The organism is Mucilaginibacter aureus (assembly GCF_053514885.1).
Genome location: NZ_CP170601.1, coordinates 5044769 through 5063954, shown reverse-complemented (window position 1 = coordinate 5063954; position 19186 = coordinate 5044769). Strand labels below are relative to the sequence as shown.

General features: G+C 44.0%; 15 protein-coding genes. All 15 read right to left on the bottom strand.

The window, feature by feature from the left end:
- Positions 1 to 35 precede the first annotated feature (35 nt).
- The 15 genes from ACFGVR_RS21730 to ACFGVR_RS21660 all read right to left on the bottom strand — a co-directional run bounded on the left by ACFGVR_RS21730 (position 36) and on the right by ACFGVR_RS21660 (position 19117).
- The gene (locus ACFGVR_RS21730) at positions 36 to 809 is read right to left on the bottom strand and encodes a GLPGLI family protein (protein ID WP_448699723.1); all 774 of its coding nucleotides are present in this window, start codon (positions 807 to 809) and stop codon (positions 36 to 38) included.
- 7 nt (positions 810 to 816) lie between these two features.
- A complete protein-coding gene (locus tag ACFGVR_RS21725) occupies positions 817 to 3624 on the bottom strand; it encodes an outer membrane beta-barrel protein (protein ID WP_448699721.1) in 2808 nt (935 codons plus the stop codon).
- A 223-nt stretch (positions 3625 to 3847) separates the two neighbouring features.
- The gene (locus ACFGVR_RS21720; RefSeq protein WP_448699719.1) at positions 3848 to 4720 is read right to left on the bottom strand and encodes an aldose 1-epimerase family protein; all 873 of its coding nucleotides are present in this window, start codon (positions 4718 to 4720) and stop codon (positions 3848 to 3850) included.
- 102 nt (positions 4721 to 4822) lie between these two features.
- The gene (locus ACFGVR_RS21715; protein ID WP_448699717.1) at positions 4823 to 7264 is read right to left on the bottom strand and encodes a beta-propeller fold lactonase family protein; all 2442 of its coding nucleotides are present in this window, start codon (positions 7262 to 7264) and stop codon (positions 4823 to 4825) included.
- A gap of 95 nt (positions 7265 to 7359) precedes the next feature.
- Complete coding sequence (gene msrA / locus ACFGVR_RS21710; protein WP_448699715.1) at positions 7360 to 7905, bottom strand: peptide-methionine (S)-S-oxide reductase MsrA; 546 nt, start codon at positions 7903 to 7905, stop codon at positions 7360 to 7362.
- Positions 7906 to 8169: 264 nt separating this feature from the next.
- The gene (locus ACFGVR_RS21705) at positions 8170 to 10671 is read right to left on the bottom strand and encodes a glycosyl hydrolase 115 family protein (RefSeq protein ID WP_448699713.1); all 2502 of its coding nucleotides are present in this window, start codon (positions 10669 to 10671) and stop codon (positions 8170 to 8172) included.
- 98 nt (positions 10672 to 10769) lie between these two features.
- The gene (locus ACFGVR_RS21700; protein ID WP_448699711.1) at positions 10770 to 11630 is read right to left on the bottom strand and encodes an alpha/beta hydrolase; all 861 of its coding nucleotides are present in this window, start codon (positions 11628 to 11630) and stop codon (positions 10770 to 10772) included.
- Between the two features lie 147 nt (positions 11631 to 11777).
- The gene (locus ACFGVR_RS21695; protein WP_448699709.1) at positions 11778 to 12071 is read right to left on the bottom strand and encodes a putative quinol monooxygenase; all 294 of its coding nucleotides are present in this window, start codon (positions 12069 to 12071) and stop codon (positions 11778 to 11780) included.
- Between the two features lie 67 nt (positions 12072 to 12138).
- Positions 12139 to 12354 carry a hypothetical protein gene (locus ACFGVR_RS21690; protein WP_448699707.1) on the bottom strand — a complete coding sequence of 72 codons (216 nt, stop codon included), beginning with the start codon at positions 12352 to 12354 and terminating at the stop codon, positions 12139 to 12141.
- A 124-nt stretch (positions 12355 to 12478) separates the two neighbouring features.
- Positions 12479 to 13567 (bottom strand): hypothetical protein, encoded by a 1089-nt coding sequence (locus ACFGVR_RS21685; RefSeq protein WP_448699706.1) that lies wholly within the window; start codon positions 13565 to 13567, stop codon positions 12479 to 12481.
- A gap of 4 nt (positions 13568 to 13571) precedes the next feature.
- Positions 13572 to 15152, bottom strand: a complete 1581-nt coding sequence (locus ACFGVR_RS21680; RefSeq protein WP_448699704.1) for an N-acyl-D-amino-acid deacylase family protein — start codon at positions 15150 to 15152, stop codon at positions 13572 to 13574.
- Between the two features lie 48 nt (positions 15153 to 15200).
- On the bottom strand, positions 15201 to 16085 hold the full coding sequence (locus ACFGVR_RS21675) for a class I SAM-dependent methyltransferase (protein ID WP_448699703.1): 885 nt from the start codon (positions 16083 to 16085) through the stop codon (positions 15201 to 15203).
- A 524-nt stretch (positions 16086 to 16609) separates the two neighbouring features.
- Entirely contained in the window at positions 16610 to 17101 is a 492-nt protein-coding gene (locus tag ACFGVR_RS21670; RefSeq protein ID WP_448699701.1) for a D-glycero-alpha-D-manno-heptose-1,7-bisphosphate 7-phosphatase, read from the bottom strand.
- A 7-nt stretch (positions 17102 to 17108) separates the two neighbouring features.
- Positions 17109 to 17534: a DUF3995 domain-containing protein gene (locus ACFGVR_RS21665; protein WP_448699700.1), complete on the bottom strand. Its 426-nt coding sequence runs from the start codon at positions 17532 to 17534 to the stop codon at positions 17109 to 17111.
- Complete coding sequence (locus ACFGVR_RS21660) at positions 17531 to 19117, bottom strand: hypothetical protein (RefSeq protein WP_448699698.1); 1587 nt, start codon at positions 19115 to 19117, stop codon at positions 17531 to 17533. Before ACFGVR_RS21660 ends, ACFGVR_RS21665 begins: the two co-directional genes overlap by 4 nt.
- Between the last annotated feature and the right edge of the window lie 69 nt (positions 19118 to 19186).

The window sequence follows — 19186 nt, the reverse complement described above, 5'->3', positions numbered from 1 at the left end:
TAATTAAATTTACCATTAATTTTCAGAGATAATATCTACAAAGAAAACGCCTTTAGTGCCGAGTGCGCGTAAGTGCCCCAATCTTTTAAAGCACCTTGTAAAATTTTGGCCAATCCTTTATTGTCAATAGGTTTTCCTTTTGTAGGCGGGGCCAATGGTTTTTGACTTGCCAACATATCGGTTACCTTAGTGGCAAACCAGGTAATGTTTTCGTGAGGTAGGGCCACGCCCAATATCATCCCGGGTAAACCGGTAAACGACTCCGGGCCACCTGAAATAGGTATCTCATCGGTATAAAATGCTACAACGTATATCGAATCCATAATCAAAGCGTTGGCGCGGCGACATTTAAAACCGGCAATATCGCGGGTTTCGCTGGTTATCTTCCAATTGATCTTACGGGTACTGTCCTTAACTAAAAAAGTTTCTTCGTATACTTTTTTCTGGCAAATACTGGTGTGATTATTTACATCGGTATAAATAATGTTATTCTGCTCGGCCATAATATTACCTCCAAAACCATTTGATGGCGTTTCGGGCTCGATAGGGATAAATAGCGTGGTATTATCCTTTGAAAAGGTAAGTGTGCTTTTTAATATTTTAAATTGCGGTTGGCTTTTAATGTAGCTTTCGTATGCAGGCTGCATATAACTTTCGTTATCCTTGTTGATGTTTTTTTTCATCAGTGCGAACATATTCACGCTCTTTTGGTATTCAATAACACCATTGATCGAGAAGTGCGCATTTTGCGCATAGAGAAAACCGCATGGCAGTACTAAAAGTAGTGTGATGATGGACAGACGTTTCATAACAGGATCATTTTTTTTCGATACCGCCACCAAAATGACTGAAATCGTAAGTTATAGAAAATAAGAAATATCGTTTAATGGTAGTATAACTGTTTTGGTAGATAGTGCTTCCGTTAGCATTGCGATTAAAGCCTGAATTTTGATTTAAAAGATCATTGCCGGTAGCAGATATTTTAAGATTTTTTTCTTTCAGGAGTTTTTTGCTGATGGTGGCATTTAATAACAACTGATTAAAATCCTGATCGAATGACTGGGTTTTGCCCCTGAATTGGTAGTTAGCCTCATAATTTATCTCGAAGCTGCCTGGCAGGTATAGATTAAAGTACGAGTACCCGTTAAGACCGAAACCATTATTGTTGATACCAGGCTGCAATGAAGAACCGCTGACTGTGTAATTGGGGCCAAAATTAAAATAGATATCAAACTTTTTCTCAATATACCTTGATACATTGAACTGTATGCCATAAGTGCTGTTTTTTGTAGTATTTAAGGTGTCATTTGAGTAATTGTAGGATATGTTGCCATTAATATTGGTGTTTAAACCAAGATTAATATCGCCCAGGGCCTTAACTTTACGGCCAAAGTTTGAGTACAGAGAAAAGTTTGAAGAGTTTCTATCGGTAAGATTAGAGTACCGGTAAACTGTTTTACCTGTGGTGTAATCGGTAACGGTGTTGCTCACTATAGGGTTTACCCTAAACGAGTATGAGCCGCTGATGTAAAAATACTGGTCGCTTAAAACCTTATAAGTGTTGTAATAAAAGTTAAAGCTATTATTGAACGATGGCCGAAGATTTGGATTACCTAAAGTAAGATTCAATGGGTCGGTGTTGGTAAATACAGGCTGGATCTGATCGATAGTAGGTTGGGTTGTGTTGCCGTTATAGCCGAAGCGGATAGAATGCCTTTGCGAGAAATTGTATTGATAATACCCGCTGGGATTCCAGTTTAAAAAGTTACGTTTAAAAACTGCACTTGTATATTCGTTGGTTTGATCGAAATTTACGGCCGTTACCTTAGTACCCACATTTACTGTAGCCTTGCCTTTTTTTAAGTTAAAGGTAGCTCCACCCTGATTTGATAACTGTTCGAGCTTAAAATTATTGCTTAACAAGCTGTTAAAGTGGTCGTATTCGCCTGTTGCCGGTGTTTGATCTTGCGTTACCCTGTTGGATGTGCCATTATTAACGTTCAACCCATAATTTAACGCCAGGGTGAGATATTTGTTCAAAGGCTCGGTATAGGTGAAATTTGAGTTAAATACTGAAGTTTTAGTATTACTGGTTTTATACTGGTTTATCAATTGTGTAGTATCGCCGGCGCTGGTATTGTTATAAAACTTGATAGACGAATTTAGGTAACCGTAGGTATCAACCTCATTATACCCGCCATTTACACTTATTGAGAATGTACGGCCTTTTTTCTTTAGTTTTTTACTGTAAAATACGCTGGCATTAAATATTTTGGTATCGCTGGTATTGTTTATGCTGCGGTTACCAGCGTTAAGCAGGATATCGGTGTTGCGATAGCTGGATGTGTTATATTTGCTATTGGTTGTGCCGTGTTTCATGGTGCCATCGGCAGTTATTTTCAAATTGGCCGTGGTATCAATTTTGAGATTATAGGCTACATCGAGCTTTTGCCTGAATATATAATTATGATAATCCTGGCTCGAGTTACTGTTTAATACATTACCCGGTAAGTTGTTTTGAGTAAGGCTTGTATTATTCCCATCAACTGTAAGCTCGCCTATTTTATAGTTGGTATTTAGTGTGGCTTTGTTATTAGTGACTTTGGTATCGTAATGTGCGCCCCCGGTACGCGCCAACGGTATGCCCCGGCCGTTATAATTACCACCGAATGATTCGAGCTCATCACCGCCACCACCGGTTATATAAATACCGCCGTCGTCGCTTACCTGCACGTTGTCAGATCCGGCGCCGTATTTGCTGTTATCTTCCCAACTTAAACCCGTTTTACCGGTATTAGCCAGGGTAACATAAGCAGAAAGCTTAAATTTTGCTGTGAACTTATTGAACAAGCCCTGTCCCTGATAAAATCCATCACTACCCACACCGACATCTACTTTACCAAAGTAACCGTTCTTTTTATCTTCCTTAAGTTTGATGTTGATGGTTTTATTTTTAACCCCGTCGTCAATCCCTGTAAAGGCAGCCTGGTCGCTTTTTTTATCATACAACTGCACCTTATCAACCATATCGGCGCGTAGGTTTTTGGTAACCAGGGTAGGGTCGTCGCCAAAAAACTCTTCACCATCTACCAAAACTTTATTTACTGCCTGGCCTTGTGCCGTTATTTTGCCATCCTTATCCACTGTAATACCCGGGAGTTGCTTTAGCAAGTCTTCCACCTTGGCATTGGGTTGTACAGTGAAGCTCGAAGCATTAAATTCGGTAGTGTCGCCGTTTATTTTGATCTGTGCCTTTGTACCCTTGATCATTACCTCGCTCAATAGTTTCGATTTTAAGGTAAGGTTGATCTTACCAAAATTCTTTTCCCTTTTTACAGAGTCGAGTTGAAAAGCCTCAACATAGTCGGCGTATTCGGGATAGCTAACTAGCAGCAAAAATTTGCCCTTATGAAGGTTGTTTATTGAAAAAGAGCCGTTAACACCGGCGCGGGTAAATTGATATAGGGTTGAATCTTTTGCGTTGAGTATGCAAATAGTGGTGTTTTGCATTTTACCGTTCGAGGCCGAATCAGCTATAAGGCCTTTAATACTATAACTGTTTTGTGCAAATACAGCAATAGTACTTAAACACAAGAAAACTATCACCAGAATTGTGAATCGCATAGGCAGGTTTTATGCGTTCAATATATAACTAATAATTTAGTAATCAAAAGACGGGAGAGTTAAATATTGTTAAATATTAAAATAGCTATATAAGGATCAACCGGGTAATTATATTTTCCCAAGATACACTTCCGTTTCGTAATATACCGTTACGCGGCCATTTGCCTGGTGTGTATCAACCACCTGTTGTCAACACAGAAATTTTTTTTACGGGATAAAATATTTAAAAACTGGTGGTTATAAAATACTCGGCTTCAAAAACATGACCTTTGTCAACTTTTTGGATAGCCTCTTTTTGTTTGATATCTACATCCCGGCCATCGGTATCGGCGCAGCCTAACCAGGGCTCAATACATACAAAAGGCGCGCCCACTTTAGCCCAAATACCAAGATAATTAAAATGCGGATACTCAACCGATAACACCTTGCTATGTTTGGTGCTTTTGATATGCACCTCGCGCGATTTGATATTTTTAAATACCAAAGCATCGGCAGCAAATAATTGGGGAGTTAGGGGCAGTTTTTTGCCATCGGTTTTAACCGGTTCGGTTTTCCCGGTAAACAAGCCCGGATCTACCAATACATGTTTCTCAAGTTTTTCTGATTGTTCAAATTCCAGGTAATAATCTTCGTAGGCGTCGCCCTTATAAAAAGGCACATTAAAAGCAGGGTGGCCACCTACCGAGAAATAAATGGTTTTAGTATCATGATTGATCACCTTATAGGTGATACGCAGGGCATTATCTATCAGATCATACAATATCTGAAACTCAAATTTATAAGGGTAAACGGCCAAAGTTTTTTCGCTGAAAAGTAATGAAAATTTGGCGTGCGTATCGCTTGTTTCGATCAGTTGAAAATGCGATGTGCGTGTAAAGCCATGCCGCTCAAGTGTGTAATCGTTACCATCAACATGTATCTGGTTATCTTTAGCAGCACCAATTATCGGGAACAGGTTTGGAGCGTGCCAGGGCCATATACTTTCGTCGCCCTGCCATAAATGCTCGGTCGAATCGGTTTTATCGTAAATGGAAGTTAGTTCGGCCCCCTGCTGCCTGATGGATACTTTGAGATACTGGTTTTGGATAATCGGCATAATAGTGTTGGTTTATAATTGTAAATATACAACTATGCGCAAAGCAAAAAGGTTTCTTTTTAAAGAAACCTTTTTGTAAGAACATGATCGGATCTACAGAGATCAGTCGTCGTCATCCTTCTTTTTCTTTACCGGCATTACAAACGCGCTACGTTTTGGTGCAGGCATTACCGCGTTTTCGCCTTTAACATATTTCCATATTACATCGTTCAGTTCCAGGTCGGGCACGGCATCTTCTTTGGCGAAGTTGAACTTCTCCGAACGTTTACTGCTGTTGTTATCGGCTATGTTACGTTTATGAAGATCAACCTCGGCAGGTTTGGCTACGTAAGGTGTGGTATCGGGAGTATTGTTAAAACAATCGAACATCGGGGTGGCTGCAGCATCGTACTGGCTCATCGGTGGTAAGCCTAATATCAGCTCCATTGTGCGGAGAACTCCCGATGTGGAGTACATGCTATGGCTAACAGCATTGCGTTTTACGTAGCCGCCGGCTACATATACAGGCGAGCGGTGCGCGTCGATATGGTCGGGGCCGTTTTGCGCATCATCCTCCAATATAAACACCACCGATTCTTTCCAGATAGGGCTTTGTGATAAATGTTCAATCAATGCTCCTACGCCCTGGTCGTTATCGGCAACGGCAGCTATAGGCGATATTTTACCTTTCTTTTGCCCGCTTGTATGATCATTACCCAAACGGATGGAGTTAAATTGCGGTACAGCTTTCTTTGCCAGCAGCGAATCAAAATCGTGAGCCCATATCTCTTCGCGCGTCACGTCGGTAATATCCAGATCGAAACCTGGCGATTGTGTGCAAAAATGATTTTTCAGCGATTTGATATTGGCTTTTCCATCGTCAACAAACTCGCCATAGGTACGGTAGCTTACACCGGCACGTTTGCAATAATCCCAAATATAACCATCGCGCGGGTAGCCTATCAGGCGCGTGCCTTCACCATCGTAATTACCTCCGCGGCCGCCGTAACTTGTAGGCCAGGTTTTTTCGGTAAAATCGGGAGCATAGGCGGCAGTACTCCAGCTATGGCCATCACAACTTACTTCGGCATCCACATAAAAGTTGTCAATTAACACAAACTCGCCGGCAATCGCGTGCAAATTTGGAGTTACCTTTTTGCCGAAGATGCAAAGCGAAGTATCGCCGTTTCCGTTTGGCATATCGCCTAAAACCTGGTCGTAAGTGCGGTTTTCTTTGATGATGTAGAATACATATTTGATGGGTGATTTATCGCCTACCTTGCGCGGGATCGGGTTTCCTTCCAAACCATCAGCCGTAATCGCTTTTTGCTCAGTAAAAGGCGTGTTAGCATAAACCTGCGTGGTATATTTTTTTAGTTCGATATCATTAGGTACATCAATTATCGATAACTTACCTTTAAACAAACCGCCGATATATTGCTCACGGCTGTTTACGGCGCCTTTTTGGTAACCGCTGTTATCGGTTTTTTTAACTGGTTGCGGACCTTTAGGGTTAGCCATTGAGGTATAACCTTTACCATTGGCCACTAAAATTTTGTTGCCTAAGGTTTTAACGTTGGTAGGGTACCAGCCCACAGGGATAAAACCTTTACTATGGCTTTTGCCAGGCACGCTTACGTCAAATACAGCCAGGCAATTGTTATCGGCATTGGCAATGTATAACGTTTTTTCATCGGGCGATAAGGCAAGCCCGTTACTGGTTGATCCTGTTAAATGTGTAGGGTACAAAGTGGTACTAATGCTCTCTACAACCCTATTGGTTGCTGTATTGATCACCGATACCGAGTTATCATTAGCGTTGGCTACAAATAACCAGGTGCCTTTTTTGTTTAACAGCAACTCGTTGGGGTGATCTTGTGTGGCGATCTCCGCGGTTACTTTTTTCGATTCGGTATTGTAAACGGCTACCTTTTGGCCGCCCCATAAAGAGATGTATAACAATTTTTCATCGGGCGAAAGCACACAACTGTACGCCTCGGCGTCCAGTTTAACTTTATCCAATACCGATCTTTTTTGCGGATCGATAATGTACAGGGTATTGTCTTCTTTGGTTACCGTATAAAGTTTTGAATTATCGCGGGTAACCGTAATACCTGTAGGGCATATTTTACCTTTTGGCCACACCTCGCCTAACCTGATGGTATCGGCTGAGCCAAATTTGTTACCTACAATGTTGAAAGCAAGTATCCAGTTGTCATTACCGCCAGAGGCATACAGCTTTTTTTCGTCGCGGCTGAAGGCGATACCATACCAAGATTTGCCAACCACTTTTTGATCAAGCAATTGCTCGTTTTTAGGGTCGATAAGCTGCAGGCTTTGCACGCTTTGCCCGTTGTTGGTTACTGCCAGCAGTTTACCCGATGCGGATAACTGTGTGTTTAAAGGCAGATCGCCTAATTGCAGGGAGCGCCCGGCGGGGCTCAGTTTCCAGCCATTGGGCAGCAAAACCTGGTTGGTATTTGCTATCGGGCCGGGTGTTTGCGCTAATGTTATGGATGTGAATGCGGTTAAGATAAAACCGAAGGTGATGGTAAGTCTGTTCATGAGGGTAGGCAGTCAATTTTTTTGACCAAAGCTAACCAATTGGCCGCACTGATTTGCCTACTTAACAAAAACTTAACAGACCGTACACCCAGTATTTACAACAACTCCGGTTTAATGATCTCTGTAAACTCCTTCGCAAACTTGTTCATCTTAGGCTGGATAACAAACATGCAATAAGGCTTCATCTTGTTATCGTTGTAGTAGTTTTGATGATAATCTTCGGCAATGTAAAAGTCGCTGGCCGCAGTTATTTCGGTTACGATGGGTTTATCAAAAATCTGCTCGTCGGTCAGCCTCTTGATCATTGCTTCGGCCTGTTGTTTTTGTTCGTTGTTATGGTAAAATATAGCCGAACGGTATTGCGTACCTACATCATTACCCTGGCGGTTTAAGGTAGTAGGGTTGTGCGTTTTAAAGAAAGCAAGCAGCAACGTATCAAACGATACCTCATCGGCATTATATTCCAGTTGGATAACCTCAGCATAACCGGTATCGCCATTGCAAACCTCCATATAGGTTGGATTAGGCTTATCGCCGCCCATATAGCCTGATTTTACCGATGTTACTCCTTTTATTGATTGAAAAATAGCTTCGGTGCACCAAAAGCAGCCGTTGCCAAATGTTATTTTTTGAATGTTCATAAATTAGTAACGAATTTAAGGATAATTTGATTTTTTGAGATCAGGAGAATGTCAATATAAAATGAGGGCTTATATAGGGTGTGAGATAAGAATGGTAATATGATAATTGAACTCTTGGGCGTTGCCTGTGGCCCGCGCTTTTCGCTCATACTGCACAGGCCTTAGCCACATGGCCGGTATCCGCTGCAATCGCTAACGCAGGCATATCGTTTCAAACAAGTATTTTTTTCACATCTTCCATCTTACCTCATCCGTCTTCCATTATCACTGCACTTCCACCTGGCTCAAAACCACACTCGGATCGAGCAAATAGATTCTTATCGTTCCTTCACCCGCCTTGGCTACCTGGTGCTTAGTTTGCCCGATGGAGTAGCCCCGCAATACATTCGGCGACCATTCCTTAGTATCTGCTTTGGCGTTGATATCGACCACCTGCGGGGTATCGTCGTTTACCGAGATCGCATAACGCAAACCCATGCCGTTGTAGAGTTTGAAGGTAGGCAGGCATTTTACAGTAATACTATCACTGCCCGCGGTGAGGCTGGCTTTGTACCCAACGTACGGCGCTGCTTTGATATCATTGACATAGCTTTTCTCTACTATCGGCATTACAGTAACGCCATTAGCATTGACGCCTAATCCGCTAATGGTTTCGATATGTGTGCCATCGGCATCTTTTTTATTGCTATACTGGCTGGCTGCGATAATAGTTTTAGCTGCACCTGCCCACGGCTCCAAAACAGGGCTGGATAATGGCTTGGCAGGGTCGGCTTGCGCTATTGTCTCCGTAGTAGGGGGCATGGTAAACACTTTCTGATCCCGGGGATGATCGCTCATAATTCCGTTCCATTTACCACCGGCTATTTGTTCGTTGTATTTTTTAGTCAGCTCTTTAATGGTATTGTAGGCCGCTTTTGATTTGGATGCGTAAACATCTTTGTCGTGTGGATCCAGCACACTCTTCTTCGCATAAAATATCTTCTCATTCATTAAAGTTGCACCTTTAACGGGATATAAGATCAATTCGAAATAGGCGTCCTGCAGGTTGACCGGTATTTTACGGCTCAGTTCTTCAGCATCCTTGCTTAGCTGAGCATAATCAGCTAAGCGTTTATCGGCTTCGGCCTCGCTAAAGCTAACCACATCCACGTGCTCAGGTTTTGCCGATGCTGCTAAACGGTAATACTCTGCTTTGATTCTGGCAATAGGCTCTGCAAACTCAGTCCCAAAGGTTTCGGCAGCCCATTGTTTAGGATATTCGTGTGCTTTTTCGGGCGTCCATCTTTTGATGTCCCAGGCCAGATCCATTGCAAACTGGATCTCCAGTTCGGCAGGTTTAAAGTCGCCCACATTAAATATCCAAACCTTATCGGCACCAAACTGGTAAGCCTTGCTCATCTCGTACGAGGTTAGGGCAGGAGACACGCTCGACAACCACAGAAAATCGTGCGGTGCACCCCAGTACGAGAAGTGGTAATACACCCCGCTGCCCCCGCTGCGCTTTTGCTCGGTTGGGTTGGATACCTGGCGGATATAGCCATGATTGTCATCGGCCCAGCAAATGGTAATATCGTCGGGCAGTTTCATATTCATTTGGTACAGGTCGAGCACCTCTTTATACGGGCAGAACAATTGCGGAATAGTATTGGCCGGTTTGGCGATATCTTTAGCCAGTATATCGCGCTGGTTGGTCACTACGTTTTCCAGCAGCTTCATTTTTTCGCGTTTATCTTTAGGGCCGGGCATACTGCCATCATGTATGCCGCGCATACCCACGGTATAAACCGCATCTATCTTTGCCGATTCTTTAGCCCGCACATCCCAATAGTTATCAATTTGCTGCTTATTCACATCGTAGCGCCATTCGCCCGGCTTCGTGCCAAATTCGGTTTCGTAGTTATCAGCCCATTCAAATACATTGTTACGCAAAATAGGTTCGCAGTGGCTGGCGCCTAAAACTATAGCGTAACGGTCGGCAACAGCAGGATTTTCCTTATAAAACCAAAAAGCCTTGGTGCAGGGGTGCATGGCCGGCCAGATGTAATTGGCTTTAAGCCGAAGCAGCAGCTCAAAAATATGGGCGTAAGTATTGGGACCGATATCCTTGATATCCTTATCCATGTTTTTGGCCGCCCAGGGCTGCATGCCCCAATCCTCATCATTGATAAAGATCCCTCTGAACTTTACCGATGGCGGACCAACAATGCTGGTGCCCGGAGTGATGTAAATTTCGTTCTGGTGCCGCGGGGTTACATCGGCCCACCAAACCAAAGGCGATACACCGATCATCCGCGAAAGTTCAAAAAAACCATAGGCTGTACCACGGCGGTCGCTGCCGACTATGACTAAAGCTTTATTGATCTTAGCTGTTGGCGCATCAACTACCGAAATACTGAATGTTTCCCACTGACCCTTTACTTTGCTTACATCTATCTGACGGTTCGCTATCATAGCGTCTATCATTTTAGAATGACCAATGGTACCGGCGATCACCACATAGGGCGACGGCATTCCATTTTTAACAACGCCAGGTGTTACGCCGGATACGCTCTTTACATCATTGCTAAAGCAATTTGCGGCTATACTTACTACCTCGGCCTCGTTCGCATCTATCCATACCGGGGCCGCGCTTTTGCTTTTTACCAATGGAAATGCACCGGCGCTACTGCTGTTGGTTATGATTATAGGTTTACTGTTTTGCGCGATACCGGCTAACGAACAAAAACACAAAAAAGATAGGGCTATGAAGGATTTGATTACAGACATGGGTATTTATGGGTATTTTTCAGTTTGTTTTGTCTTGATTCTTGCATCTTGGCTCGTGCATCTTCTTCAATAGGGGGGAAATAGTAAGAAATTTTTCATTACTTGTTAATAAAACCCCGGTCCTGCATCCAGGCGTAAAGTTCGTTAGGCCATTGTGCTGCCGCGCCTTTTAGAGTGGGGCGCAAACCAAAACCATGGCCAATGCCGCTGTAAATATGCAGTTCGGCAGGGATCTTCAATTTTTTGTATTTCAGATATAACTCGGGCATATACTCGGCTATATCCGGACGATCATTATACCCGCAGGCAATAAATACCGGCGGCGAATTAGGCGATACTTCAAACCTGCTGGAGTTGCCCGGATAGATCAACACCTGGAAGGCCGGGTGTGAACTTAGCCTGTCGACATCATCAACCGGATTTGCAAGACCGTTATCAAAACGCATCCCACATAAGCCCGCCAGTTCGCCGCCTGCCGAAAAACCCATTACGCCGATACGTGCGGTATCAATACCCCATTCTTTAGCACGGCTACGCACCAGCCGGATGGCGCGCTGCATATCGGGTACTTCGTTGCCATCAACCGTATAGGTAGAGCCCTCTTCTTTAGCCAGGCGGTATTTGAGTACAAATGCTGCTATGCCGTGCTGCTGCAGCCATTCGGCAACGTTATACCCCTCGTGGGTAATGGCCATGTTTTTATGCCCGCCGCCCGGAGCTACAATAATTGCGGCACCGGTTGCCTTATCGGCAGATGGAAGATAAGGGGTGATAGAAGGATTATTGACACTTGATACAGATAACTCACCGCTTTTTGATTTGACTACCTTTTCGGGAGCTGTTTTACCCTCGGAGCCAGGAGCGCCTTTAGGCCATAAGGATATTTCTTTCGGGATATCCTGCGAGGCCATTGCCATGAGCAATAAACCTATCAGGATGACTGAAAATGATCTTTTCATTTGGCTGAAATCGATTTCAATTGGTATCCCGAAGATAGTCAAAAAATGTCAAAAAGACAAGTTATAGTAAGCTTGTTACAAGGCTGATCGATAAAAAAGGCGCAGCCCCGGTATGGCGTCTGCGCCCTGAAAATTAAAATGATGATCTTACTTTGCAGCCAGTACTTCTATCATCTCGAGGATGGGAGGTGCAGCCAGTAGCTTATCGGCATTAGCCATCAAAGCGGCAGCAATTGGCCCGTTTAAATGGGCCTTACGGCCATCTTCGCTTTCAAAAGTATCAAATATGCCAAAAGTGTTGTGACTGATGCGTATAGCGTACCAACTCACAGTACCGGTTTCGGCCTGCGCAAGCGGCAGTGCGCTTTTTAAAAATGCTTCAACTTCGTCTTCTTTACCTGGTTTGGCTTCCAGGCGTGCCAATATTCCTTTCGTAATCATGATAAATGGTTTTTGTAAATACGTTTAACACAATTAGTCGGTTACCCCGAAGATTCCTTTCAAATAATTAAAGTTTAATTATCCTGCCGCCGGGCTTAGTTTTAGGTTCATCATGCCCTGGTTTGGGTATATGCTTTACAATATGGATCAGTGTCTGTCCAATGAGCTTCATCGCGCCAACACCAAATTTGATAAAGGGCATCATCACACCCAAATTATGCTTATGTATCTCTGCGGTATCAGCCTTGCGCTGATCTATTTTTTTGACTTGCCTGGTTGCCATAGTAGTAAATGTATGTAACTACAAGGTGCGGCAACTTATTTTGTTTGACATAAACGTGTTAAAACCGAAAAAAGCCTTTAGCCATGCGGCTAAAAGCTTTGATATAAATTGTGATTGATTGTTCTTACTGGTACTGAATGTAGTTCGGGTTTGGTTTTAGTTTTAAAACTTCTTCCGGCGTCATCATGTGGTTCGGAGCTTTTTTGATATCGTTTTTGTAGAAAAGTTTAAAGCCTGTAAACTGTACCGGCTCATTGTAAATAAAGTATCTCCAGGTGCCTAATTTCAATTCAGGTTCGCCCCAGCCATCCATATCCATTACCAATTGAACTTCGGGATGCAGTTTGATTTGCTTGTAGTTGGTTACCATTTTTTTGGTGAAACGGTGTACCACCAAAATTTTTGGAGGCAAATTATATTTTTTAACAATACCGGCTAAATATCCTGATACGTAGTTGATATCCTCGGCATCATAAGTGCCTATTTTTTTACCTGGTTTTGAACCATCCTTCATCGAAAACTCCGGATCCATACCAAAATGAACCTGCGGCATAGCAAAGTATTTTTCAAACAAAGGCAACTCGGCATGAATGTTACTTAAAGCAACCTGTACATCCAAAAATACAATGGCATGTATTTTTTTAGCTAAAACCAACACGCTGTCTATTTGCTTAAACGGCATGCGGTAACGGTATTTGCCATCTTTACCGCCATCGCCCTGTGCTACAACGGCTATATAATGTAAAGCGGGTTGTACGGGCGTTTTCGGATCGGCCCTTTCCCAGTGCTTACATTCGCCCTGTAGTTTGGCCAGCATTTCTTTTGGTGGTATCTCGCCTAAGATACCCATCTTTTTGGCATACAAATTACCATAGTACGCAACTACGCGCTTAAACGGTAAAATAGCGCCAGGCAATGGATACGGTGTGTTTTTAACCGGCCACTTACCGGTAGTATCGCCATGTGCTATGAATTTCATTTTTTCATCATACGCGGCCTTGTCAAGCGGCGGATAGGTTATCTTCGGGGCTGTTGTTGTGTCGACAGTCGCCTCAGCGGTAGCAGCTGCAGCTTTTTTTGTAGTGTCGGCAGTTGCAGTGGTTTTAGCACCGGCAGTTGCCGTTGCGCTTGTTTTGGCGCCGCCGCCACAGTTAGAAAATACGATGACCGATGTTGAAAGAGCGATCGTAGTGAGTAGTGTTTTCAATTTCATTTGTTTAGTTGGGTATATAGCCCGGGCCGCGCAATATAGCACCATTTTTGGTACCATTATGTTTAAAATTATCAACAGTGAGTTTGCCGTTCACCAAAACATATTTAAAGCCTTTTGAATAAGCGTGTGGGTGTTCATAAGTTGACATATCGATAACCGAATCGGCATCAAATACCACTACATCGGCAAACATGCCCGGTTGTAACAGGCCGCGGCCCGTTAATTTAAATTTCTGCGCCGGCAGCGAAGTCATTCGCCTAACGGCATCCTCTAACCGGATAACACCTTTTTGGCGCGAGTAATAACCCAGCACCCTGGCATTGCTGCCATAACCGCGCGGATGGGGCACACCCGAACCGAACAGGCGGATACCCGAATCGGAAGCTACCATGGTTAAAGGGTATTTCATAATGTTGATCACATCATCTTCGTTCATGCCATGAAAAACCATTGCCGCGCCACCCAGTTTGATGATATCCAGAATGCTTTCTATCTGGTTGGAAATGGTAGGCTGGCGGCCCATCATCGCATTGATCTGGAAAATGTTTTTACCATTATATGCCGTATCCGCATCACAATGCGCTACCACGGCGTACTCAAAGGTTGGCAAACCGCGGCGCTGCATATCTTTTACCATTTCGGCCACTATTTTGGGGTGAACTTCCGGGTCGTTGATGCGTGTTACCGCCGCGGCATGGCCGCCATCTAAAACCCAATCGGGTATCAGCACGTTTAGCGTGGTGCTGCTGGCTGTGTAAGGATATTGGTCAACAGTAACATCCAAACCTTCTTTGCGGGCAGCTTCAACCATGGCTATCATCTGGTCGCTTTTGTGCCAGTTGGGTCGCCCAACTTTAAAGTGCGATATCTCCACCGGCATTTGCGCCTGGCGGCCGATATCGATGGCTTCGTTTATCGCATCAAATATCTTATCGCTTTCGTTACGCATGTGCGAGGTGTAGATGCCTTTATACTTTGCAGCTGTTTTGGCCAGCGCCACCACTTCTTCGGTTTGCGAATACATGCCCGGCGAGTAGATCAATCCGGTGGATAGGCCCATCGCGCCGTCGCGCATGGCCTGGTCAACAATACCCTGCATTTTTTCAACCTGCAAGGCATCCGGTTTTACCATATTCTCGCCCAAAATGGCTTTTCGTACATCGTTATGGCCAATCAGCGTACCTACATTGATGGATAGCGGGTTTTGCTGCAAACTGGTAAAATAAGCCTTGATATCGGTGTTTGATGAACCGCAGTTACCTGTGATAACCGAGGTAACGCCATCGTAAATAAAGTTATCGGCTGTAGGCGTTTTGGTTTCGTCGCCTTCAATATGGGTGTGCACATCAATAAAGCCCGGTGCTACGATCAGCCCGGTAACATCTATCACCTTGTCCGCTTTGTCTTTAGATAGATCGCCTATGCTGATGATCTTGTTTTGTGTGATGCCTACATCCCCGTAAAACCAGGGGTTACCACTACCGTCGATGATCTTGCCATTTTTTAGTATCAGATCAAAATGTTGCTGTGCCTGGAATAACAGGGGCAGCAAACACATTAGGGTCAGTAGTTTTTGTTTTAGCATCCTGGCTAAATTACCGGTTGAAAATTTTAAATACAAATTTAACCGGCGTTATTTATGCTTAAAAAATTTGCCAAACACACCCAGTGGTAACTTGCTGCCAGCAGTGGCTTGCAGGTATAATTCGCCTATCTCCAAATTTTGCACTTTAGGGTAAGCGCTTTGGATGAGGTTTTGCACAATCACCGATGAAAAGCCCAGCGAGTAGGTATTCAGTATCAGGAAATGTTCTTCCGGGTCGAGCAGTTTCACTACGTCCTGCATCATTTCGTTCAGGCTGTCTTCCAGTTTCCATTTTTCGCCGTTAGGGCCGTGGCCGTAAGCGGGCGGGTCGAGTATGATCCCATTATAGGTTTTGCCGCGCTTTACTTCGCGCTTTACAAATTTTAGCGCATCCTCAACCACCCAGCGGATATCTTTCAGTCCCGATAACTCCATATTTTCATTACCCCAGGTCACTACCTGTTTTATCGAATCCACGTGTGTGGTATCGGCACCGGCAGCCTTCGCGATAAGCGATGCACCGCCCGTATAAGCAAACAGATTAAGCACCTTGGGCTGCGGTGTTTTAAACTTTTTGATGTTTTTTGAGATATAATCCCAGTTTACGGCCTGCTCCGGGAAAACCCCCACATGCTTAAACGACGTTAGCGCCATGCGCAGGCCTATTTTTACATCATCGTTTTGATATTCGATGTTCCAGCGGTCGGGCAGGTTGTTGTTCTTTTTTACCCACTCGCCCGATGTTGCCGAGCGGCCCTTAAACCTGATATGGTGCTGTTTTTGCCATTCCGACTCAGGCAGCCCTTTGTTCCAAACAGCCTGCGGCTCCGGGCGGATCAATACCAGGTTGCCAAAGCGCTCTAATTTCTCAAAATCGCCGCAATCAATCAGTTCGTAATCTTTCCAGTGCGTAGGTGTGAGGAGTTGAATCATTCGTTTTTAGTCCATAGTCCACAGACGATAGTCCATAGACTTATAATTAATCATTTTATTTCAGCAAATATAGGGATTTCCAGATGCGCAAATGATGCTTGCCGGAATGTTGTAAGGGTTTTAAAGTTTGAATGTTTTGCCTTATTTGCCCCACTGTAACTTGCCGCCAATCAAACAATCAATCATTCAGTCATTGAAACAAGGTGGGTATTTGTCGGTATTTTTTAGCTTTGTTTTCTTCAAATCTTCATTTAAGCAATGCAATCAGGCTTTTTGTGATTTTACATCCTGAAAAATAGGTAGGTATTGGGTGGGTGCATGGTGGGTATACCCACCTGTATATATGTCGTTATCAACACACGTATTTTAATTGCCTTGACGATGATTCAATACACAATGTACAACAATGTCAAAGCGCTTTTAAAGAACGATCACCTATAAATATACGAAAAAAAACACTGATTAGCAAGTCAATAATTGGTGGTGCGCTTTTAAAACTCCCCCTTTACGGGGGCGGGGGGCTTCTATTTAATGAGCCCCAAAACCGTGCTTATCGGCTGGTCGCTATCAATCAGTATCCCTTTTACACCTGCCGCGGTCCCCGCTTCCACATCCCGCTCCCGGTCGCCAACAAAGTAGGACTGTGCCGGATCGATGTTGTACCTGGCTATCCCCTGTAAAAGCAGGCCCGGTTTAGGTTTGCGGCAATCGCAATCGCCGGTAAAATCGGGGTGGTGCGGGCAGTAAAAAAAGTCGGTTATCTTAACCCCATGTTCCTGGTAAACATCGCGGATGTGCTGGTGCATCGCAGCCAGTGTCTCTTCGGTATACCAGCCTTTGGCCAGGCCGCCCTGGTTGGTGGCTACTATCAGCAAATAACCTTTATCCTGCAAAGCTTTCAGCGCGGCAAAATTATCCAGCACTATCAGGTCTTCCAAACGGCAAACATAGTCGCCCAATTCTTTATTCAATACCCCGTCGCGGTCCAAAAAAACCGCTTTATTTTTATCCGGCATTCGTGTTCTATTTATTGAGTTGCAATAACGATACCAGTAAGCTAATCAATACGCACAACGGCGAAAAGTACCTGGTATCAGCGTTGGCGAAGTTAGTACCCTTTACCCGTTTAAAAAAGCCGACGTATTTAAAATCGCCCACGGCGCGTAAAATAAAAACTACCGATATCGCGCAAAGTCCAAAATCATCCAGCCAGCTCCATAAAGGTATGCCGATCATTTTGACTTTGGCCAGGATAAAAACGTCCATCGCCAGTAAAACTAAACCAACTACAAAACAGGCTAACGGGCCGGGATTTAAAACTCTTTTGTTCTGTTTATTGGTTGGCACACTTACGCCGATTCCCCCTTTACCGCCCAATCCCCAATAAAAATGTAATCCCGAAAGGAAGGTGAAAATAGCCGGCAAAAAGATCCCGATCAGCGTGTTCATGGGTTTACTTTGGCCGTGTCGGGTAGGTTAAGGCGCATATAAAAATTGGTGTAAAAGTCTTTGTCGGCAGTGGTAAACTGGTACGATGCCGCGTAATATTTATTCCAGCCGGTGTTCTTTTTTTCAAAGGCTTCGGCGTAGTTGGGCTCCAGTTCCGACCGTAACAGCTCCTGCGCGTTTTTAAACTGGATAAAGAACGACACATTGCTTTTTTCGGCCTGCAGGTTATCAAAACGGCGGTATTCGTCGTTATGGCTCAGCAAATTGCCATTGGTATAATTACGATAGTATTCCAGTAACCCTGTTTGCGATCCGCACAAGATCAGGTAGTTATCAACAATGATAAAGTACGGACGCCTGAAGATGCTGAATGCGTCACCCAATAAAAACAAAGGCAGTTTATCATAGTTAAATTGCCCGGCATCTTCGGTCGCCATCGTACTGATGTTCACCATAAACGGGCGCAATTGCAAGCCGTTCTTTAGCTTAATAATAGCCAGTTTTTCCTGGTAGCGGGTGGTGATAATGGCAAATTCGTTACCCAGGTCGTTCATAAACTCTTTGGTCAGGTCAACCGCTGTTTCGCGTTTGATGCGGTCAAATACCGCCTTCTTTTCCACATTAACGCCATTTTGTTGCTGCCATTGAAACAGGTTGTTCTCAAACTTAATTGGATCGGATACCGCGAAATTGACACTGTAAGCCGTGGTTGCCGGGAAGATATCCTTCAACTCATTTATAGTAGGTTGCTGATACCTGAACAGGCTTAAATAACTATTCGGGTCAACACTGCGGATATGGCTGGTGCCGTTAAACATCAGCGCGTCGCTTTTATAGTTCAGGTTTAACGATGCCACGGCAGGCAACTGGCGAAAGCTGCGGAACAGGTCGTTATTCTTGTTTTTAAATAAACCATCAAAAAGTGGTTCCAGGGCCAGGTAATTAACATATAGATTGGCTATCGAGTTGGCATTCTGTTGGTCGGTCATCTGCACAAAAACATCTTCGTGCTTTTGTGCGTGGTACAAAGCCGAGGCTTCAACCAGTTGCTTTGAAAATCCTGTCGAATAGATATTCTCGCCCTGGTTAACCATGTATAGTTTTTTACCGATCTTTTTGAGATTAACAACCAGGCCTTGTTTGCCCGCAAATGTGGTGCTCACAATATCCATGTCGTCGGTACGTAATGTGCCAAAGCGCTCAAATGCACCATCTAAAGGTTTATTGCCCGATGTGGTGATCAAAAACGCTACGCTATCCTTTTGTGGATGAATGGATATAAAAATACTCTCTCCTTCAAAAAAAGCTTTCAGGTCCGGGCTTTGCAACACGCTGGTTTTAAGCTCGGTTAGCTCGTCGGCCCGTTGCTGGCCTATCAGCGCCGTCAGTAAGCTATCCTTACCTAAAAGCTCGTAAAAATCACGGTCGTTTTTATATTCAAAAACCAGCGCTGCGTCCGCCGGAATGGCACTCATTACCCTGCCCGACTGCTGCCCGGGTAAACGTACATTTTTAAAGTAGGCAACAGTTATCAACGCTGTAATAATCAATAAAATAGCCGTGATAATAATAAGTCGCCTCATTTTAGGGATGTTTTTACAAAAATAGATTTTTAAACCGCAAGCCGTTAGTTATTCTTTTCAACTTGTTAA